This window comes from Rhizobium sp. AN68 (assembly GCF_030758035.1).
Lineage (GTDB): Bacteria > Pseudomonadota > Alphaproteobacteria > Rhizobiales > Rhizobiaceae > Agrobacterium > Agrobacterium tumefaciens.
On sequence record NZ_JARWMI010000001.1, the window covers coordinates 351,068 to 370,743 of the forward strand.

Below are 19,676 nucleotides of genomic sequence, written 5' to 3' on the forward strand. Positions count from 1 at the left end.
CTCATCGCCACAAAATTTCTAGGCACGGGAACGAAACATCAAATGTAACTCGCTTTATCGGTCGATATGAGTGAGCGGTAGCGATGCGGAGATTACGCTTGCTATTCTCTGCATCTGAGCCCGATTATGAGCCATGACCGATATCTGGCAGTCGCCCCTGACCATTTCTAAGGCGGCACGTCAGGTTACGTTACCTGCAATAGATCGATCACGACAGCGTGGTTGGCTGGCTTTCGAACGACCAATTCATAACCGAATTGCGAAGGAGAGCGATTCTGGCGTAGCCATTCGAGCGAAGGCGCCTCGTTAGTGACCACTATGAGCGGTTCGCGTTGATCAGCCTTTGCGACATCAACGATCACCGCCAGGACCTCGTGGTCCGGATTTCCATGTTTGCCGTTCGCCGAGAGCAGATAGATGTCAGCAGGCAGGCGTTCGAAGTAGTTTTCCGTGACGTTTCTATCGCTGCCGTGGTGCTAGACCTTGAGAAGGCGAAGGTGGTGGGCGGCACCTGTCGCAACAGCACCGCTCTGTTCGAGGCCGTTGAGAATGTGATCGCCCCGCGCATCTCCGGTGAGAAGGATATTACCGGCCGGCGTCCTTCCGAAAAACCTGATGAGAGCGGAATCGAACAATCGGTTACCTAGATAATGACTTTGGTTGAGTTCACTGGACTAGCGGCAATTTATTTCTGCAATGACAGCGAGTACCGGGTATGCCTACGTTCACCCGTACGCGTCAGTGCGCCAATCTCCACGAGCTGCTGAAGGTCGCGTGTTGCTGTAGCGCGGGAGGTGTCTGTGATCGAAATGTAGTTTTCGGCACTTAGCCCCCCCTTGAAGCCTGCCGTGCCTTCCTTGAAGATGCGCGCGACTACTTTTTCCTGCCGATCGTTTAGCTGGCCCCGAAAACGATCATAGAACTTTGCTTTCTGAATGAAGAAATCTATGCGCTCAAGCGTCGCCCGTTGAGCATCCAGGATAGTTTCTGAAAAGAAAATGACCCAGTCGGTGATATCGAGCGTACGCTGATGCCGCTCAAGCTCTGAGTAATAGGCCTTCCGGTGTTTCTCGATTGTGAAGGCGAGTGAAATCAGGCTTGGCTGCCCTATGTTTTGCGCTAGGGATTTCTCGGCGAGCGCGCGTCCAATTCGGCCGTTGCCATCCTCAAACGGATGTATGCTTTCAAAGTAAAGATGGCCTACTGCGGCACGCGTCAAAGCTTGAAGCGAGCATTGGCCATCTGGCCCTGATTGATTGAACCATGTGATGAAGGTCTCCATCTCAGCGGCAACCCGGCGCGACGGGGGAGCCTCGAAGTGGATGGTGGGCTTGTCCAATCGACCTGACACGATCTGCATGGCGTCTTCATGCGTGCGGTAAGCCCCAACCGTTTCAATATATTGGTTTCCCGCCATCAGCATTGAATGCCAGTGGAACAGTCCCTCATGACGCAGCGGCCCATGCCAACTTCGATAGACATCTGCCATCATCTCGGCGATCCCCCGCTCCTGGGGACGGATCTGTCTATCATCAGTGTTTAGCCCGAACTGTCGGCGGAGTGACGACTGGACACTCACGCGGTCCAGAAATTCCCCTTCAATCTCTGAGGTCTTGACCGCTTCGTCGCTCAGCAACTCAATGCGAAGTTGGTTGCTGTCGTCCTCGTTGAAATGCCGGACAGCACCGATAACCTCTCCGGCTGATTGCAGGAATTTCTGCTCCAGTGGTACCAGGCTTGCGGTGTCGCACCTGAAGTTTGGCCAATCAGTGTTTTGCCAGTTCCATTCCATGAGTTATAGAATTCCTCTCTATAACTCATAAATATTGCCATAAATGAGCTATTGCAAGCCCGTCTATCGCTCAGCACCACAATCTGCAGCTCTCCATTCAAGAGGCAGCGATCGACGGCTAACCACTTGCCCTAAACATATTTTGTTAACTGGCGCTCAAGCGAAGAGCTGCAAAAACGATCCGTTCGTCGGCCATGATGGCAGCTGACCGATTATCCGATTCAATAAGTGCGAAGATGGCGTCTCGATCTTATCGCGCAAACGCTGAGCAAGTAAGCTTCACGACTCGCGTGCCACTGCTTTAAGCCGCGCTTACCCGCTACGTTTCTCAAACTGTGCCTCGACTTTACCGTCAGAGATGCCCGGTCGAGAGAAATTAGTTCAGCCCCACCTTGTTACGGGCGGGGCTGGTCAAATAAATGCATGGATAAGGGCTTGCGGATAATCTATTGGGCCAGGTGCGTGAGGCAAGGTCTATGCTCGATCTCCTGCTACGCAAATCGCCCCCTACGTTTCGTCGAGGCGGGTTTGAAGAAGGTCCATTCTGCTTCCAAACCAATGTAGATTGAAGCAAGTTGACACCTGTCGGCGCTCAGTTTCCTTTGGCCTCGTTATCTTTCTTAGCCTGATCGTGATGCCACTTGATGGCGTAGTACATGCCAATGCCCAGTACGATAATTTTGAACGGCAAGAAAACTATTGGGAAAAAGTCTACCCATTCGAGGTCAGCCATTTCGAGTACTTCCAGTCTGTTGCTTGGAATTGTCTATGCTTTTGCATAGGACACACCCGAAATGCTCCTTTAATAACTCAATTACAAGATCGACAGGCATGGTCTTTTTGACGCAGCCTCGCCTCCTTTGTGCCGGCTGCTAACGTGATGCAGGGCTCCTCAATCAGGAGCGATACGCCGCCGCGCGCCGGTGCATCCTGGCTATCAGGCTGGATGGAAAGACTGTTGACACCGATACGGTCGGACCGCTCTCGGCCTCGAATGCGAGTTGGTACGCGTTTGGATCGGATGGCCGCATCGCTCTCACATGCCAATCGGTTCAAGCCCATAGGCGCAAGTTCGGTGACGAAGTGCCCTGAAGCTCGCATGTCTACAACTGTTTCGAAAACCTGGCCGCCAGTGCTTCTGATCCGCGCGCCAGCAATGCGACATCGACACCGACGGCAGTGAACAGCGTTCCCAACTCTATGCAACGTGCCGCGAACTTCTCGTCAGGCGTGAGTATTCCTGTCGGCTTTCCGAGCCGTTTGAGTAATGCGATCGTATTTTCAATCGCCTCGACCACTTCCGGGTGGCCTGGTTGTCCCGGATAGCCGAAACTGGCTGCGAGATCCGCGGGGCCGATAAATATCCCGTCCACCCCTTCGACCGATGCCATGTCCTCGATATGAGCAATAGCCTCCCGCGTTTCGACTTGAACGAGAACACAAATCTCCCCCTCCGCCTGCTGGGCATAATTCTTTACCCTGCCGAAACGTGTGGCACGCGTGAGGGCCGAAACGCCTCGAATTCCTTTCGGTGGATAGCGGGTTGCTTCCACCGCGGCTTTCGCTTCGTCTGCATTTTGAACAAAGGGGATTAGAAGAGATTGTACACCAATATCTAGGAATCGCTTGATCAGCACAGGATCGTTGACAGCTGGGCGCACCACCGGCGCGACATCGTAAGCGGCGATCGCCTGCAATTGTGGCAGCACGGTCAGCACGTCGCTGGGGGAATGTTCGGTATCAAACAACAGCCAATCGAACCCGGCTGGCGCCACGATTTCGGCAGCGTAGCTCCCTGGAAGCCCGCACCAAAGTCCTATCTGGCTTTGCCCGGCCTGCAGTTTTGCTTTAAATTTATTGACTGGAAGATCCATCTCTACCTCACGTAAAGGAGACGCCGATCGAGCCAATTGGCCCATAATCAGCCTGAATGACATCGCCCTTTATGATGTCGACCGGTCTCGTAAATGAGCCCGCAAGGACGATCTGACCTTTTTTCAAGCCGCCGCCGACGGCATGAAGTTTGTTGACCAGCCAGGCAACGCCGGCGGCCGGATGACCCATGATCGCGGCTGAAACCCCCGACTCTTCGATAATGCCGTTTTTCGACAGAGTTGCTCCGACCCAGCGTATGTCGATATCAAACGGGCGGATCACCCGCCCACCCACGACGATTGCTCCGAAGGCTGCATTGTCGGCGATTGTGTCGGTAATCGCACGCGGAACTTCGGTTCTGTAATCGATGATCTCGAGCGCAGGCAGAATGAACTCCGTCGCGCGCATGACGTCATAGATACGGGTGCCCGCTCCTTCCAGGTCTTCACCCATTACGAACGCCAACTCGACTTCCAGGCGTGGCTTGATGAACAAATCCGCATTAATTTGCGCGCCATCATTGTAGAGCGCATCATCCAGGATCACCCCATAATCCGGCTCGGTCATCTTGGATGCCATTTGCATGGCGCGAGACGTCAGACCTATTTTGTGGCCCACAATCCGCGCACCGCGCGACACACGCGACTCGGCCCAAAGCGCCTGAATGCGATACGCATCCTCAATTTCGAGCTCGGGATAAGTTTTGCTGGGTTGGACAATGGGAGTCCGCGTGGTTTCGGCCTCCAGGATGGCCCTGGCTGCTGACTGGCGTTGTTCCTCGGTAATCATTATCCGGCTCCAAATAACGTTATTTTATTGGCGGGCGCGGCAAGAGAGCCTCGCCTGCTTCCATGACATAAGTGTAGTCGAGCGAGAACCACGGCGCCTGAATGTCTCGGTTGGTTGGATGCGGTTCGTCGTGGCGAATGAAATCGCCGGTGAGTGCCGCAGTCACGCCAAACTGAACGTCGGATTCGATATTCGGATCGCTCGGATCGAAAACCTGCGAAATCAGCGTCTTGTAACCCCGCTTGAAGATCAGCGCGTGCAAATGTGCCGGTCGAAAAGGATGACGGCCCTGAGCCTTGAGCATGCGTCCGACAACGCCATCGACGGGGATGGGATAACCAACCATCTTGACTGTCTGGAACCAGAAACGTCCCTCCCCGTCCGTCGTGAATTTGCCGCGCAAGTTCATCTCCGCCTGATCCGGATCCTGGTTCTCATAAAGACCGACAGGGGATGCGTGCCAGACGTCGACTTCGGCACCAGATATCGGATTGCCTTCGCGATCGATGACACGAGCATGGACGAAAAGCGGCGTACCGGGCGTGTAGGACCGGATGATCGTGCCGCCGTTTTCAACTCTTGGAGAATTCAGGCGCCAAAATGGTCCAAGAAGCGACTGTGAAGTCTCTGTTTGTCCCTTGTCACCGTTATTGAGCAGGCAGACAAGGGACGAAACGCCAAGTGAGCCGGACATGAGGACAAATTCGTTATGACTGTCGGTTTGCATTTGGCCGATCTCGTTGAGAACCGCAGTCGCTTCCCGGAATTCCACCTCGGTCAGCCGCACTTCGCGAACGAAACCATGGAGATGTTTCACCAGTGCCATCAGGATGTCCCGCATCCTTGGATCAGAGGTCTGGCCCATGGCCGCAATCACGGCGGGCGTTAAGTCTCTTTCAGATTTAATCACCATCGTTACCTCCCAACGCTCGAGTGATACGTAAATAATCGATTATCTGTCAAGCGCTCATCAACGCCCCCAGCGTCAGGATTCTGTGAAATTTCAAAATTATGAGATAAATAGCTGATATCGAGGCTTTTTCCTCTCGACATGCTGAATTGTGCTGTCAAACTATGGTGGAAAACTCCAAATTCGTTGACAATAATAATCGTTTATAATATCGCCCATCAACCAAGCGCGACATTCGCGTGGGAGGTTTTATGAAGCGACAGAGTGCCTCACCCGACGCACCCAGCGAGCAAGCTGGAAATGGTGACTTTGCCGATGACGGCAAGAATACGATTGGAAGCCAACTGGCATTCCGGCTGCGCGAAGCAATTATTTCCGGAGGGCTGGAGGCTGGCAGCAAGATCAATCTCGACAAGGCGCGACAGTCATTCAATGTGAGCCTCAGCCCCTTGCGCGAAGGCCTTGCGCGCTTGATTTCCGACGGGCTGGTAGAGTTTGAAGACAATCGCGGCTATCGGGTCGCGCCAGTATCGCTGGCAAATCTGGAAGAGATCACGAGTCTTCGCGAGGAGTTGGAGGTTTTCGCGTTGAAAGAGTCGATTAGGCTCGGTGACGCGGAGTGGGAAAGCAATGTCATGCGCGCGCTTCACAAGCTCAACCGTGCCGACCGCGATGCGAACAAGCCGGAAACTCTCGAATATTGGGAGATGGCGCATCGCGACTTCCATCTCACCCTTATTTCGGGCTGCGGAAAGCCGCTTCTCCTGCATTTCTGCAGGACCCTACTCAATCTAAATGATCGATATCGCAGAAAATTCCTGACCCAGACTTCAGGCGATCGAAATGTCAGCCAGGAGCATAGTGAAATCGCTCAGGGCGCTGTGGCGAGAGACAGCGATTACGCGACTGACAAGCTTCGTCAGCACATCCATCGCACCGGCGCTAACCTGCTTGATCATTTGGCTCGTACCGGAGTTGTGCGATGACCGATGCGGTGAAAGAGTCGCCCGTCGGCATCGCCCATTTCTCTGCGATCCAACTGCCGCCCCAGCAGTTCGTCAGGCATGCTGCAGTTGCAGGCTTCAATTCCGTAGGACTTCGGCTGCATCCCGCTTTCCCTGGGGCACCCTATTACGAGTTGCCGCAGGGCAGCAGGGATGCAATGGAGTTTCGAACTCTACTCGACAGCGAAGGCATCAACGTTTTTGATATCGAGTTTTTCATTATCGGCCCGGATTTTAACGCTGCCCTCGTCGAACACATCGTTGCCGCCGCCGCCGATATTGGAGCCAAGCGCCTGTCCGCATGCGGCGACGATGGCGACTTGCAACGGCTAATCGGCAATTTGACGGAGTTCTGCCAGCTTGCCGCACGATATGGGCTGGCTGTCGACGTTGAGAACATGGGTTGGCGCACTATCAACACCTACAGCAAGGCTGGTGCGCTGGTCACGGCGTCCGGCCAAGACAATGCAGGTGTCTTGGTCGACGCCATTCACTTTTTCGAAATGGCGGAAACATTGACGAGATCAGAACTGATATCGTACGGCACGTGCAACTCTGTGACGTAGTGGGGCCAGCACCCAAGCGTCCAGAAAACATGATGACCGAGGCCCGGGCAGGACGGTTGGCGCCAGGTGATGGCATATTGGGGTTGAGCCAATTGCTAAACAAAGTTGCTGGCCATGCCACGATATCGGTAGAGGTGCCATTGGTTGGCGACATCGATCCGCTGGTTCATCTGACAACGCTCAATATGAAGTCCCGGAAAATTCTTCAGCGGGTAGCTGAACAGTTTTAAAGAAGCCTTTGTCGGGCTCCCCCTGCCCCGCTCAGGGGCGCGGTTAAATGGGGCTGTGCGGCACGAAAGTTTCTGTAGCGAGCCACAGGGCCCTGTGGCTCGCCGTACGATCGCCACGACAGATCACCAGTATTTGTTTTGGTTCAGGGTTTGGGCAATCGAACTAAGCGGCCATTGGGTGGGAAATTAAATGAACAACGGAACCAGGTTTGTGGCCTGAAGAATATGGTTGTCGCAGCCTGTTCGCCCCCTCGCCGTACTCATGTCGAGTTTGCCTCGGCGATCAGATTTCATAGTTTCCGCCCCCACGCGCGCTGTTGGTGGCCTTGGGTCGAGGGATCGAGCAGCAGAAGTTATCCTCACACTGAAGTGCACATTCTGTTACAGCATAGTCCAATCCGTCTGTTGCAGCAGCTTACGGGCTCGGATGTAAATGCATTAGGAATGCCGGTTGTCCACGTCCCTACCCTGCTCAAGTGGATATTGTCGCTTGGTGTAGGTCGTCGGGGTTGCGGTGACGGTTTTGCATGAGATCAACCTGCCCCCTGCCCCCTGCCCCCTGCCCCCTGCCCCTGCCCCCTGCCCCCTTCCCCGGTGTCGGTATGACTGTTGACCTTTGAAGTTGATGCAGGACTGCAAACCTTGTCAGCTGACAAGGTTTTCGATAGCGAGCGTCGTAAACCGCTGACGCTGGTAGCTGGGCGAACTTTAGCGGTCGCGACAACTGATGATCTGGTATCTGGGCTTCCTCAAGAGATGAGCTGATCCGTAGCCAGAGCCGCGTCTCCAAAACCTTGTCAGCTGACAAGGTTTTCCGATTGGGCCTGGGACGTCAACTGTCGCAAAACCATTGATGATGCGCTCACGCCTTCGCTGCTTGTACCGTACGGATCAATTCTGCCCGTTCACAGATATCAGCGGACAAAAAGTCGCCTCTTGTCGGGTCAGTCCTTCTGGCTGCGGCTTCGAGCCGGCTTTGCGGTTCAGGGCGCATGAAAGCCTTTGTCGCCCGTCCCGGCCCCCAGGGAGCGAGCCTGGCAGGGTATTAAACCAGTTTTGACCCGGGCAAAATTGTTAAAGGCCGGGCACCGGGGTTTAGCCGAGGAAAACGTCCGACGAAGTCTAGCCTTTTCCGGAGCCGTCTACATCGCGTTGATTGGCTCCTGGCGCTTTTCTTGAAAAGGCTGCATTTTTCTCAGGTTGATGCGGCTTTTGCCGCCATGAAAGCGACTTGCGTACGCTCAACAATCAGCTTTGGCGCCAACTACGCGACGGCGCAAAAGAACGGTCGAAAAAACAGACTTGTTTAGCGAACGTATCGATCGGATTGCCGAGGGACCGAAAAAGGACGCCGCGCTTCGACGATCTGTGCCGTTTGAAAGACTTATTGGCCAGCCAAGGGAGCTCATCAGAATATCCCAAGCACATGGCAAGTGAGGAATTTGACTACCAGAACCACCAGAACGATCGAATCCTCGCTGCGCCCATTATTTGCTTTCGAAATATTCCCCTTGGTAGCGGGGCATCTGCAGCGGAAATACCTGCTAAAATTGGAATGGGGAGAACTTCAGAAAGCCTGCTTATCTGGAGGGACAGCAGAGAGATTTCTGCCTGTCGGCAGAGGAGGGCGGTCACGAGAGTAGAGACCGTTTGTAGGATCCCGCTGCTGATTTTTTCCAGGCGGCGAATTTTCCTGAAGATAGCAGGTTCTTTTCGCTGTTCTTAAATGGAATTGGGTAGAAGCGGTCACAGATCTGATCGAAACTCGAAATGAGCAGCGCAAAGCCGGCCTTCCGTTGCCCTTTCGTCCACGAAGAAAATATCCCCTTGGGCGGTCGATCATCTCAAATACTGGAGGCTGTGCTGGACTAAGGTGCTGGCAGAGACCGATGATATACCTGCCTGCGCGCCAAAATCCTCGCGCAATGCATCGTCGATGACTGCCTCCAACGCATAAGTGATAGCTTAGCTCTATCGTCGAGAAACGCGAGAGATCGCTTCAACAGCCTATGCTGCGGCCAAAGGACAGGCCAGAGGATCCGAACGCCATATCGGACGCCGATTTCATCAAAAATGTTTATGCGGCTGAATAATTTGACGCTGCTGCTCTTATGCTCGGCGCACATCGTGGGCCAACCCAAGGAACGAGCCTTGCTTGCCTTTCACAATTCGCGAGTGTTCATTCACGTGATGGATGACTTCATGCAGCCAGATAAGGGGCGTGTGGTCAGCAATAAGAAGATTACGGCGTGATTCCTGAGCATTTTGTAGGAGAGCGTTCAGTCCAGCCCTTTCAATCGAAAAGCAACGGCCAGATCAGTCCACCCACTGATTACTGATTTTTATTCCGAAGCCTTCTAAATCCTTGATGTTGCGCGTCGCAAGGGTCAATGGGTGAGTGACGGCTGTAGCAACCATCGAGCCGAGCCGGCGACCATTTCGCTTGGCAAGCGCCATCAGATAGGCCCAGGCAAAGGCGGCATGACCTGCCACCGGAATAATCCTGTTTTCTTAAGCGTTGAGGCAGATCATGCGTGAGCCGTTCGTCCAAGGCGCCAGCCGCTATCCATCAGCGCGACACCGCGGCGAATTTCAGCAATAGAGACGATGCTGATTAAGGTTCGATCCACGTCCAGCCCTTGAAGGCACTTCAGACATCCTTCATCAGGGCGAGGCTTTGTAACTTTCGACAGAACATTCGTATCGAGTAGAAGTCTCACAAGGACAGGCCACGGGGCTCGTCGTGTTGTCTCTCAGTATCCAAGTCGGCGCCGTATAGGGGCGATGCCGACAGAAATTCCGCAGGCGATCCCCTGCGAGTAATTTTCTTCAGCCACTCTTCTGCAGAAACAACAACCACGCTCGGTTTTCCATTGCGGGTAATCGTCTGAGGCGCCAACTGGACGCACTCCCTTTGATCGTCTCTGGTGAAGCCTGCCTTGCTTCTGCACGTATCGATCAACGACTTAGGCAGAGGAGGCCATGCCAGCCTGTGGAGAACGTCAGAGAAGCGGGATTTCCGACCTTGCCTAGGTCGTCAGGGAGACCGATTGACTGTGCAACCAGTTCCCACAAGCCGGGGCATCTGATGCTACGCATGAGCGCCACTACAGAATGCGTGCCGCACGCCCGCTTCGCCTTGTGGCGTTGTTATAGTAGCTGGAAGCCTGCTGCATCGACCGATGTCTGGACTGCTCCATCGCCTCGAGAAGGGGAATTCCGCGATTGGCGGCCTCCGTCAAATATCCCGATCGTAGCCCGTGCGCTGAAAATTCCCCACTGTCCAACCCTGCCATCTGTGCGCGCTGCTTGAGGATCGCATTGACCGACTGCGGATCGAGCGCACGCCGCGAGACGGTGCCCCATCGCCCAATTCCCCGAAACACGCTGCCCTTTTCGATCTTTGCGGCCGCCAGCCAGGCGTTCAGCGCCTCGACAGGTCGGCCTGTGAGATAGACGACATCGTCCTGCTCGCCGGTCGTCGTTTTGGTTCGACCAAGATGGATGGCAAGTGAGGGGAGGGGAGGACCGTCGTTCACCTCGATCGGTGGCTCGACTGTCAGCTGCTCGACGCGTAGCCTGGCGATTTCGCTGCGTCGACGGCCGCCGGAAGCAAAGGCGACCATCAGGATTGCCTTGTCGCGTAGATCGCGCAGGCTGTCTGACTCACACGTCGCCAGCAGCTTTGCCAGAACGTCGCCAGTGACGGCCTTTGCGCTCTTGCGCGCACGGGTTCGCGGAACGGCGCGCACGGCCAGACGAATGGCTGACTTAAGAGCAGGGGAGGCGAAGGCACCCGAAAGGCCGCGCCACTTACTCAATGTCGACCAGCTGGCCAGCCGGCGCCGCACCGTGTCAGGCGCGTGCGGGCCAACGGACTTCAGGAAACCCTGACGCCTTAGATTTTTGTCGACATCATCGGGCATGCCGTGGTTGGGGTCACTTGCGTGCTTTTCCGGATCCCACAGATGATGGGCTACGAATTTGAGCAGCAACGCCTCGGGCGCCGGCCAGGGCAGGGACTGTCCGGTGGCAGCGAGACCCCAGGCCTCCAGGTAGGCAAGATCAGACGTCAGGGCCCTTAGCGTATTGTCGCCCATGCCCTGATTAACGAGATGCCGCAGCGTCTCTATGTCATCATCGGTCAACAGCTCGGCAAGCTCGTCGCGGCGTTCGAGCGGCAAAACGGACGCGATGGTATCGAGCTCTTCGGCGCGCCACTCGACGGACGTGTGTGATGTCTTCGTTTTAGGCACGATAGGCTCCAGAATCGCGGGTTTCGGCGGCCGCTGGCACCGTGATTTGCCCCGATTTTCCTCGATTTGCGCCGCGAAATCAACTACCATCGATAATTGGTACTTATCGATGGTAGACAACTCAACTCAAAACCATACCATGTGAGGAATTCTAATATCTCTATAGAGTTCTCATAAGAAATCATTTACCATGATTTCAATGGCTTACGATTTTTCCAAAATCAGCATGAGTGCCCTGATGCGACCGGCTTTCGACGCCGGTGTCGCCTTGACGCGTCTCGACGAGCGCATTGCTCGTTCGCCCGTCGGCGCGGGCTTCCTCGAACGCCAAAACTTCGCCGATGCCTGCGCCTCGCTGTGGATCGACGGCGAGCTCGTCCACCTGGAAGACCTCGTCCTCCACGACGCCACCCGTGACATCCGCACCCCGACCCATGAGCTGACAATCGCCCGCGACGTGTTGCGCACCCGTCGGAGGATTTCTGGCCAGTCGCCTGATTGGGCTCTTTCCGCAAACGGTATCCGGACTTTGCGACAGACATCGGACATAAATCCGGTCAGCGCCGAGGCAGCGGAGCCAGCACGCGTCATGCGGCCCGCGATCCAGATCGATGCGGAAGGGGAGGGGGAAGATTACGACGCGAATAATCTGCCCGGCGTCGATTATGTCGCCATCGATGCTGTGCTTGCCCGATCGGAGGCGGCGATCGAGGACGCCAGGCGGCCCGGCCGCGCAGGCGACAGCCGTGCGATGGCTAGCCGTCCGGAAAAAGATACGATGATCTACGATCTCGATTGGGACGAAGACGCGCGGCTCGAGGAATGGCGTGGCGTGCTGCGTCAGGCCGAAAACTTGCCGGCGGTGCTCCAAGCCATCGTCGCCCTTGATGCCTGGAACGAGCTGTCTGTCCTTCAGCACGCGCCCTGGCTCGGCCGTCTGTTCACAGCGTCGATCCTGCGTCAGGCCGATATCACCACTGGCGCCCATCTCGCGGCGATCAACCTCGGCCTCAAAACCATTCCCGTCGATCGGCGCCGGCATCGCGATCGCGAGACACGGCTGCTGGCCATCGCCCACGGCCTGATCGCCGCCGCCGAGGTCGGGATGAAAGAGCATGACCGGCTGACGCTGGCAAAAACCATGATGGACCGAAAACTTGAGGGACGCCGGACGTCGTCAAAACTGCCGGAACTGGTCGAGCTGGTCATGGCAAAACCGCTCGTGTCGGCCGGGATGGTGGCCAAAACGCTCGACGTCACGCCGCAGGCGGCGCGGCGGATCGTGTTGGAGCTCGGCCTGCGCGAGATGACGGGGAGGGGGAGGTTTCGGGCGTGGGGGAGTTTTTGATCCCGTCGTCTCCGCCCCCCAGCGGGTCGGAGACAACATCCGTCCCGAGGTTCGCACGATCACGAGATAACCTCCGTCGATTGGCTCGCCAAAACTCCTGGGTTCGGATCAGGCGCGGCGGTAAAGACCATCAAAAGTGACGCCGCTTCCATACTGCCCACCTGTAGCCTCCTCCCGCACCTTGAGGTGGCCGTCGTCCGTGAAAATGACCTCTGTTATAGCCGGTTCACTCTGTAGCACGATCGAGCGCCGAACGAATACCAGGGAACTTTCGTGAATCATTTGCGAGAAAAATTCTAGCGTGCCCATGTTGGGCCCGTATCTGTTTGAGGTGCCAAAGTAAGCAACGCCTGACACGAAATAGCGGGCTTGACCATCGATGGTATCGGGCAAAGGAATGATTTGTAGCTCAGCAGGATTCTCACTGCTGCCCATACGAACCCACTGACCCGCGTAAGGATCAGACGCGGGGAGTTCCAATACGCCGTAGTGAACCTTCTGAGATAGCGCTGACCCTAACCATTCCATCAGCTCTTCTTTGTACCTTTTGACCTCTGCGATTTTGAAGCCTTTGCTTTGCGACGTTGTAGTGTCGTATCCGTCATGGTGCTCCAGACAAAGGAATGCGAGGTTCGGGATGGTGTGGTTTGAATTATTACCGTCGAGATGAGCAATTTGCCCTGGCTTCACGTTTGTATCGCGATTCAGCGCGAAGCAGATGCAACAGCGCCTTCGACTATCGAGCAAAACTGCTGTTTCGATTTCGGTAGGCATCCTTGTCCGAGCCATCGTTTTCCTCATTTCGGTGATTCAGCAATGACGCCTTAAGGTCGGAAAGGAACGTCAGATGTTGTGACCTTCACATTGTACCCATGTGCATCCAGAAATGCCTTGATACTTTTCGCGGTCAATTCTTGATCGGATCCGGGTCCGACACGGACCGACTTGATAGGTAGTGGCTCCTCTGCGTTGCCGATAACGATGTATGGGACCATCTTGTTTTCTGATATGCGAAAGGAAAGGTCTTCGTTCAGAACTTTCTTCTGCAGGACAAACCGCCACTCCCGCTCATCTCGAAATCCCCAGTGCTTGAACCGTGGCAGTAATCCCGAAACCCTACTTACAAGCTCGTTGTAACGCAGGGAATCGTTGCGGTCCGGGGAGGACTCTTCCAACTTGGCAAGCTCAGCAAGTTCGCCGACAAGCTCGTTTTTTAGTCTGCTCGCCGTAGAAATTCTGGCATAGATAACTTTCCTTAGCTTTGCGTGGTCCTTTTCCAAACGTTTCGCCAAGGCTTCTCGGTCGAAGGTCACACTTACGCCTTGGACGTTTCCCCCATAGCCCCGCCATTGGCTCAAGTTGTCGTCGTCTCCACAGAAGCACGCTACGAATGTGTCAGCCTTCCGACCATCTCGAAGCTCATCAAAGGCTTCGCGCAACATCGGTGCCCAAGCCTTTTGAGCTTTTCGCGATGATAGTAACCCGATCGCTCGCTCCGAAGCATCGAGAGCGTGTATCAACTCCGCTCGATCGTTCAAGAATGATGCGTTAGACGCCCACAGCGAACCCGATGCCACAATTCCTTTCAGGCCCTCGAGCGTTGTGTAATGGCTGAGTCTTTTCGGCGGGATAGGTGCTTCTTCAGGCATTTTCTCTGCTTTTACTCTTTGGATTTTAGCAATTACCGATAAGCTTCGCGGCCGCTCCGCCTTGTTCGGTCGCGTTGATCAGCTTCCGAAAATTGGCACTAACTATCTGGTCGACGTTAGCCGGCGTCGTTTCCCAAACCTCCGCGATGGCAGGGAGCGCCATGCAAACGTCCCATGGCATAAGCGGGCGGTCGACATCTGTCGCGAAAGGTCCATCCGTTTCGGTCAGAAGCCGATGGCGAGGCATCGAAGCAAGAAGCTCTCGTCCTTTCCGGCTTCGAAGCATCGCAGGTCCGACACTGAACCAGCACCCGAGTTTGGCAGCACGTTCGACCTGCTGTTTCGTGCCACTGAACCAATGAAGGATCGGCGGCGTTCCATGGCCATTTCTCTCGATTTCGTCCAGGACAAGCGCCGCCGCGCCGCGTGAATGAATGGATAGGATTTTTCCACCCAGTTCGCTGGCCCGCGTGAGAAACCTCGAAAAGACTTCTGTTTGAAGCTTGATACTGGACTTGTGGGGAGGAGAGCCGTCAATGCCGATCTCGCCGACATATTTCGTCTTTGCCATAAGTTGGCAGACATCCTCCACCTCACGATGACGCTCGGCTACCAGTTCGGGATGGAGACCTACGGCAACCCTTATGCGCTTTCTCCCCTCGATCATGCGCATGTTGCCAAGGAATGCCTTCGGGGTCGTCGTGACAGCGATAACGAACATGCCACGCTTGTCGGCTTCCGCAATCACGGTTCCGGGCTTTGGGTAAAGGTCCAGGTGGCAGTGTGTATCGATCATCGCAGTCCGGTGAGTTCAAGGAAATCTCCGATCTCCTTTAATCCCTCTACCGCGACGTTTCGATAGGCTTCCGCATCAATTCCTAGATGTGATGTAGTGATGTGCGCCCCGGTCCATCGGCGCGGACCGTTGCGCTCAACGAAATTTAACGCAGTCAGAGCTTGCATCACGTCATCGTATTCCGCGAATGCCTTGCCGTGGAAATCGTTGTTCACCCGCCCATGAACCAAATCTTCCGCTTTCGGATGAATGTAGACGGTTTCGTCTGCATCGAGGCGACCTGCCCATTTCAAGCAAGACGACCTGCGGACCAGGCACGGCAAACATCTTCCGCAATGAGTGTAGCTCCGTCCGGCTCGGCCACAGCTCATTGATTCCGATGCCAGCTCTGCCAACAGGTCTTGATTTTTGCACCCTAGCATCATCGTGCCCTTGGTCTTGAGCTGGTAATGGTTTCGAAGGCGAATTCGCAGTTCGAGGCTGTCAAACAAACCCTGCAACATTTCAATGAACTTAGGATGTGTCGTCCGAGTGCTGAGACTACCGCGCCGCAAGGTCGTCAACGGAATATTGAGACTGATAAAGCCGTTCTCTGGAGTGTGCAGGTCGACTACTTCGCCATCGCTATAGCGGTCCAGCAGCGTGGCTGCCAAGGCAGCGAAAGCTATGAAGACAATAGAGCGCGGGCGCTGGGAAATTTCGGCTGTCACCCCTGAGGTTCTCGGGTCAGCGTTCAGAGAGAGCAATCTGTTTCCAGCACCTAGCCTGCTCGCGAATTTTTCCTGCTTCGCAACATCACCTCTCACGCGGTTCGATACGTACACGGGTTTCTCTTGGCCGTCTGCCTCCATGTCGATCGCGCCGATCAGACTGTCGAGACCGCCGGACAAAAGTGCAACGCAGGTTTCGGGACGCGATCCGACACCCTGTTTCGGCGGGCGTGGATGATATCCGCCCTCGACGAACCTTAATGACCAAAAATCTCCGGTCAGGAAAGAGAGCATCTGCTCGATCTGGTCACTTAACGATTGCCACCGACCGGGATCGCTGACCGCTACCGTGAGATCGATCTCGCGGGTCCATCCGTCGGCGCTGGTTTGCACTCGATTTACCAGGCGATCCGCGCCGACCACGCCCAGTGCCAAAGCCGTAAAATCCCATGCTAGGGTAGATGGCGAACGTCCAGCCCATTTAAAAAGCTCGTTCGACACCGATAGACCTGCATGGCCAGAGGATCGGCTAAGTGCTCCCAAGTCACCTTCGAAAATACTGATCCGATGATCGACACCTGAGGGCGTCGGTTGCTCAGGACGAAGCGCTGCGATTTTCATTCGAGATAGCTTTCGAAAATGTCCATGACCTGTGAGGTGACGGATTGGGCGATGCTTTTTGCTGTACGCCGACTGACCTGGCCACCGCGTTCCTTGAACTTTGTGTACTGAGCTCGATAAGCCTCCCGCATGAAATCGCTGATTTCCTTGAGACGATCGTTTGCAAGACCAGCGTTTCCGTGCGCAGCGCGCTGCAGTGAGGCTCCGATATCGGCGATGATTATGTTGAAGGCGGAAACCGCGAGCGTGCGGACGTAGCACTCTTCGATTAGCTCGCTAGGCAGGTTGGTGATATCGGCAGTCTCGTTTTCGCTGAGTACAGAACTAACGGCCTCGGCAACCGCCTCCCTGACGCCCGCGTCATCGAGCGAGACATCACCTGGGTTGACCGCATCGGCAATACGTTCCGCGATCTCCGAATGCGGCAGTCCTGCCAACGTTCTCACGTCGAGGGATGGTGCGTCAGCCGCATCCGCCTCTGCGGATGCTCCCCCGGAAAGGATATTGTACACGCCGCCAGCGGCCGAAGAGGACTTGCTCATCCTCCGTGCGGCAGTCCCTGATCCGCCATATCCTACGCGCACGTAGTTGCCTACCCGCATCAATTTTCCGGCGGCCAGCGCCAGAGGGTCGTTATCGCTATCGCGCTCGCCGGATCGCCGGACATCATCATTGCGGATGAACCGACCTCGGCACTCGACGCCACTGTCCAGAAACAGATCCTCGAGCTGCTGCGCAAACTCGTGGATGAAACAGGCATTTCCATCATCCTCGTCACTCATGACATGGGCGTCATCGCCCAGATCGCCGACAGGGTCGTGGTCATGCGGCACGGCCAGGTCGCCGAGCAGAATGTGGTATCGGAAGTGCTCGAGCGACCGCAGAGCGACTATACCCGCAAACTGCTGGCCGCCGTCCCGAAGTTGCGAATATCCGGTTCTGCTGACGTAGCTTCCTGCTCGAATAGATCGATGGACCCGGAGACGACCATTGCCGGAGAGGGGATCGCAAAGACCTTTCCGTCACGCGGTCCGCTGTTCTTTATCGGCAAATCCCAGGGAAAATGCGCGCTTCGCGATATATCCGTCCGGTTGGAAAGGGGTGCGATCACAGGCGTGGTCGGAGAGAGTGGAAGCGGAAAGTCCACCCTCGGGAGGCTGCTCGCGGGGCTGGATCGCGCCAGCGCCGGCGAATTCAGGATCGGGGAAGATGCGTTCGACGCCTCACGATCGGGCGCCAGGAGCGGTCTGCTCGGACGTGTCCAAATGATCTTTCAGGATCCGGCGGTATCGCTCAATCCCCGCATGACCATTGAGAAAACCCTGCTTGAAAGCGCCCGCTATGGAGGGCGGGCGGTGAGGGGAGAACGGGACGATGTCGGAGCCATGATGGACCGCGTCGGGCTGACGCGGGGCCTGTTGGGGCGTTACCCGCACCAACTATCCGGCGGCCAGAAGCAGCGGGTAGCCATCGCTCGCGCGCTTCTCGCCAAACCGGAGATCGTCGTTGCGGACGAGCCGACCTCAGCTCTTGACGTCTCCGTACAGGCGGAAGTCATCCATCTGTTGAAGGAAGTCGTCGCGGAGCAGCATGTCACCATGATGTTCATCTCGCACGATCTGGCCGTCGTGCAGGACCTCTGCAGCTTTGTCTATGTCCTGAAGGACGGGCAGATGGTCGATTCCGGCTCCTCGGACTTCATCTTCATGCACTCGCAACACCCCTATACGCGCAGCCTTATCGAAGCCCGGCCGCGCCACTTCATCCACTGAATTGATAGGCCGGCCCATCCTGCAAGGGCCGCCCCGTCCACATTTCCAACCCGCAAGTGCTCCGGCGTCACCGCCGGGCGAGGTGTCCTATGTCCTCAAATTTTACATTGGCTTTAACAGGTCAATCACTCATCAAGCGCGACACGCGCGACGTCAGTGCTCCCGGTTTTGAACAGGTGAAGTCGATCCTGCGATCGGCGGATCTGTCCTTCACCAATTTCGAGGGAACGATCCTGGGCCGCAACGGTGGATGGCCTCTGAAGGGTTCGTTCTACGGAAGCAGCGAACCGATCGTGCTGGACGCGCTGAAAGACATCGGCTTTCAGGCGGTTGCCCTTTCCAACAACCACGCCTTCGATCTCGGTCCATCCGGGGTGCTATCGACATTGGAGGAGGTGGAGGGGAGGGGCTTCCTCCATTCAGGTATCGGCAGAGACCAGGCTGATGCTGGCACGGCCGGCCTCGGAGAAGTGGCGGGCCGACCCGTATCGATCGTCGCAATGGATGGTGGACCTGGACCCGACTTCATGTATGCGGCGAATGCGGGCAGCGGGCGTCCCGCGCGCCCGGGCGTGAACCGTCTCCGACTGACCCAGGTCCTGGAGGTCGACGAGCCGGCATTCGAGAGTCTTCGCGAGATGCAAACCCGGATCGGCTACACCCGCATCGATCTCACCAACGATAGCCAGCCCGACGATCCTCCCTTTATCGCTGACGACGAGATCGGAATAGCGCGCGCGATCTTCAAACGCTCCGATCGCTTTGGCCGCAGCGTGAAGATCGACGAGGAGGATTTGAGGAGAAATCTCGAAGCGATACCACATCCGCGGACGAGGGCCGGCTCGTCGTCGCCTATCTGCATCACCATCACTGGGCGTCGGACTGGTATCAGATGCCGGGTTGGGTCAGCGCCGTCGCCAAGCGCTGCATCGACGCTGGCGCAAGCATGTTCGTCAGCCACGGTGCCCCTGTCCTGCAGCCGGTTGAGCTTTATCGGGGTCGGCCGATCTTCTACAGCCTAGGAAACTTCATTTTTCATGTCAAATCGGAGAAGTCGCTTTGGACGGCACCCGAAGTGTGGGAAAGCGTTATACCCGTATGCACCTTCGGCGAAGACAATTGCCTGAAAGGGGTGACGTTCTTTCCGGTCATTATTGGGGGCGAGGAAGCGTTGAGGGACGGCAAGCTCGAACGTCGCATTGTGCCGGAGCTGGTGACAGGCGCTGCTGCTCACCGCATCTTGCAGCGGTTTGCCGATCAATCGCGGAAACTGGGCTCTAACATCCGCATCTGCGATGACGTTGGTATTCTTCGGCTCGAATAATGTCTGCTTTGCCGACGAAGAATGGCCCAAAGAA

At 56.0% G+C, this 19,676-nt stretch carries 15 protein-coding genes and 4 pseudogenes; 7 read left to right on the forward strand and 12 right to left on the reverse strand.

Annotated features, from left to right (window positions below; genetic code table 11):
* Positions 1 to 332 precede the first annotated feature (332 nt).
* Positions 333 to 647, forward strand: coding sequence for a hypothetical protein (locus tag RBH71_RS01595; RefSeq protein ID WP_111801631.1), 315 nt, complete (start codon positions 333 to 335; stop codon positions 645 to 647).
* A 38-nt stretch (positions 648 to 685) separates the two neighbouring features.
* On the opposite strand, the gene RBH71_RS01600 is transcribed toward RBH71_RS01595, so the two are convergent.
* The 5 genes from RBH71_RS01600 to RBH71_RS01620 all read right to left on the reverse strand — a co-directional run bounded on the left by RBH71_RS01600 (position 686) and on the right by RBH71_RS01620 (position 5,369).
* A complete protein-coding gene (locus RBH71_RS01600; RefSeq protein WP_111801630.1) occupies positions 686 to 1,792 on the reverse strand; it encodes a Fic family protein in 1,107 nt (368 codons plus the stop codon).
* Positions 1,793 to 2,384: 592 nt separating this feature from the next.
* A complete protein-coding gene (locus RBH71_RS01605; protein ID WP_003518781.1) occupies positions 2,385 to 2,525 on the reverse strand; it encodes a hypothetical protein in 141 nt (46 codons plus the stop codon).
* A gap of 370 nt (positions 2,526 to 2,895) precedes the next feature.
* Positions 2,896 to 3,666, reverse strand: a complete 771-nt coding sequence (hpaI, locus tag RBH71_RS01610) for a 4-hydroxy-2-oxoheptanedioate aldolase (protein WP_112361565.1) — start codon at positions 3,664 to 3,666, stop codon at positions 2,896 to 2,898.
* 7 nt (positions 3,667 to 3,673) lie between these two features.
* Positions 3,674 to 4,456: a 2-oxo-hept-4-ene-1,7-dioate hydratase gene (gene hpaH, locus RBH71_RS01615; RefSeq protein WP_112361564.1), complete on the reverse strand. Its 783-nt coding sequence runs from the start codon at positions 4,454 to 4,456 to the stop codon at positions 3,674 to 3,676.
* 19 nt (positions 4,457 to 4,475) lie between these two features.
* Positions 4,476 to 5,369 (reverse strand): intradiol ring-cleavage dioxygenase, encoded by an 894-nt coding sequence (locus RBH71_RS01620; protein ID WP_112361563.1) that lies wholly within the window; start codon positions 5,367 to 5,369, stop codon positions 4,476 to 4,478.
* 248 nt (positions 5,370 to 5,617) lie between these two features.
* On the opposite strand from RBH71_RS01620, the gene RBH71_RS01625 reads away from it, so the two are divergent.
* The 3 genes and pseudogenes from RBH71_RS01625 to RBH71_RS01635 all read left to right on the forward strand — a co-directional run bounded on the left by RBH71_RS01625 (position 5,618) and on the right by RBH71_RS01635 (position 7,931).
* Positions 5,618 to 6,352 carry a GntR family transcriptional regulator gene (locus tag RBH71_RS01625; RefSeq protein ID WP_019567163.1) on the forward strand — a complete coding sequence of 245 codons (735 nt, stop codon included), beginning with the start codon at positions 5,618 to 5,620 and terminating at the stop codon, positions 6,350 to 6,352.
* Positions 6,349 to 7,166 (forward strand): annotated as a pseudogene (locus RBH71_RS01630) (sugar phosphate isomerase/epimerase family protein). The gene RBH71_RS01625 and the pseudogene RBH71_RS01630 overlap by 4 nt, the downstream one beginning before the upstream one ends.
* Before the next feature lie 609 nt (positions 7,167 to 7,775).
* Positions 7,776 to 7,931 (forward strand): hypothetical protein, encoded by a 156-nt coding sequence (locus tag RBH71_RS01635; protein ID WP_162716333.1) that lies wholly within the window; start codon positions 7,776 to 7,778, stop codon positions 7,929 to 7,931.
* Between the two features lie 1,551 nt (positions 7,932 to 9,482).
* On the opposite strand, the pseudogene RBH71_RS01640 reads toward RBH71_RS01635, so the two are convergent.
* From RBH71_RS01640 to RBH71_RS01650, 3 genes and pseudogenes are all read right to left on the reverse strand, one after another.
* Positions 9,483 to 9,886 (reverse strand): annotated as a pseudogene (locus tag RBH71_RS01640) (VapC toxin family PIN domain ribonuclease).
* Positions 9,883 to 10,128 carry a type II toxin-antitoxin system prevent-host-death family antitoxin gene (locus tag RBH71_RS01645; RefSeq protein ID WP_080671390.1) on the reverse strand — a complete coding sequence of 82 codons (246 nt, stop codon included), beginning with the start codon at positions 10,126 to 10,128 and terminating at the stop codon, positions 9,883 to 9,885. The pseudogene RBH71_RS01640 and the gene RBH71_RS01645 overlap by 4 nt, the downstream one beginning before the upstream one ends.
* 145 nt (positions 10,129 to 10,273) lie before the next feature.
* Complete coding sequence (locus RBH71_RS01650; RefSeq protein WP_065706115.1) at positions 10,274 to 11,422, reverse strand: site-specific integrase; 1,149 nt, start codon at positions 11,420 to 11,422, stop codon at positions 10,274 to 10,276.
* 190 nt (positions 11,423 to 11,612) lie between these two features.
* Between RBH71_RS01650 and RBH71_RS01655 the strand changes: the two genes are divergently transcribed.
* A complete protein-coding gene (locus tag RBH71_RS01655) occupies positions 11,613 to 12,770 on the forward strand; it encodes an RHE_PE00001 family protein (protein WP_162632423.1) in 1,158 nt (385 codons plus the stop codon).
* 108 nt (positions 12,771 to 12,878) lie between these two features.
* On the opposite strand, the gene RBH71_RS01660 is transcribed toward RBH71_RS01655, so the two are convergent.
* The 4 genes from RBH71_RS01660 to qatC are packed head-to-tail and all read right to left on the reverse strand — an operon-like array spanning position 12,879 to position 16,546.
* A complete protein-coding gene (locus RBH71_RS01660) occupies positions 12,879 to 13,544 on the reverse strand; it encodes a hypothetical protein (protein ID WP_244434296.1) in 666 nt (221 codons plus the stop codon).
* A gap of 50 nt (positions 13,545 to 13,594) precedes the next feature.
* Entirely contained in the window at positions 13,595 to 14,419 is an 825-nt protein-coding gene (locus RBH71_RS01665) for a DUF2971 domain-containing protein (RefSeq protein WP_111795637.1), read from the reverse strand.
* A 25-nt stretch (positions 14,420 to 14,444) separates the two neighbouring features.
* Complete coding sequence (gene qatD, locus RBH71_RS01670; protein WP_111795638.1) at positions 14,445 to 15,215, reverse strand: Qat anti-phage system TatD family nuclease QatD; 771 nt, start codon at positions 15,213 to 15,215, stop codon at positions 14,445 to 14,447.
* Positions 15,212 to 16,546, reverse strand: coding sequence for a Qat anti-phage system QueC-like protein QatC (qatC, locus tag RBH71_RS01675; RefSeq protein WP_111795639.1), 1,335 nt, complete (start codon positions 16,544 to 16,546; stop codon positions 15,212 to 15,214). The genes qatD and qatC overlap by 4 nt, the downstream gene beginning before the upstream one ends.
* A gap of 593 nt (positions 16,547 to 17,139) precedes the next feature.
* Here qatC and RBH71_RS01680 point away from each other — a divergent pair.
* Together RBH71_RS01680 and RBH71_RS01685 are read left to right on the forward strand one after the other, a co-directional pair.
* Positions 17,140 to 18,318: pseudogene (locus RBH71_RS01680) on the forward strand (ABC transporter ATP-binding protein); the annotation flags it as partial.
* A gap of 89 nt (positions 18,319 to 18,407) precedes the next feature.
* Positions 18,408 to 19,642, forward strand: a pseudogene (locus RBH71_RS01685) (CapA family protein).
* The last annotated feature ends 34 nt before the right edge of the window (positions 19,643 to 19,676 follow it).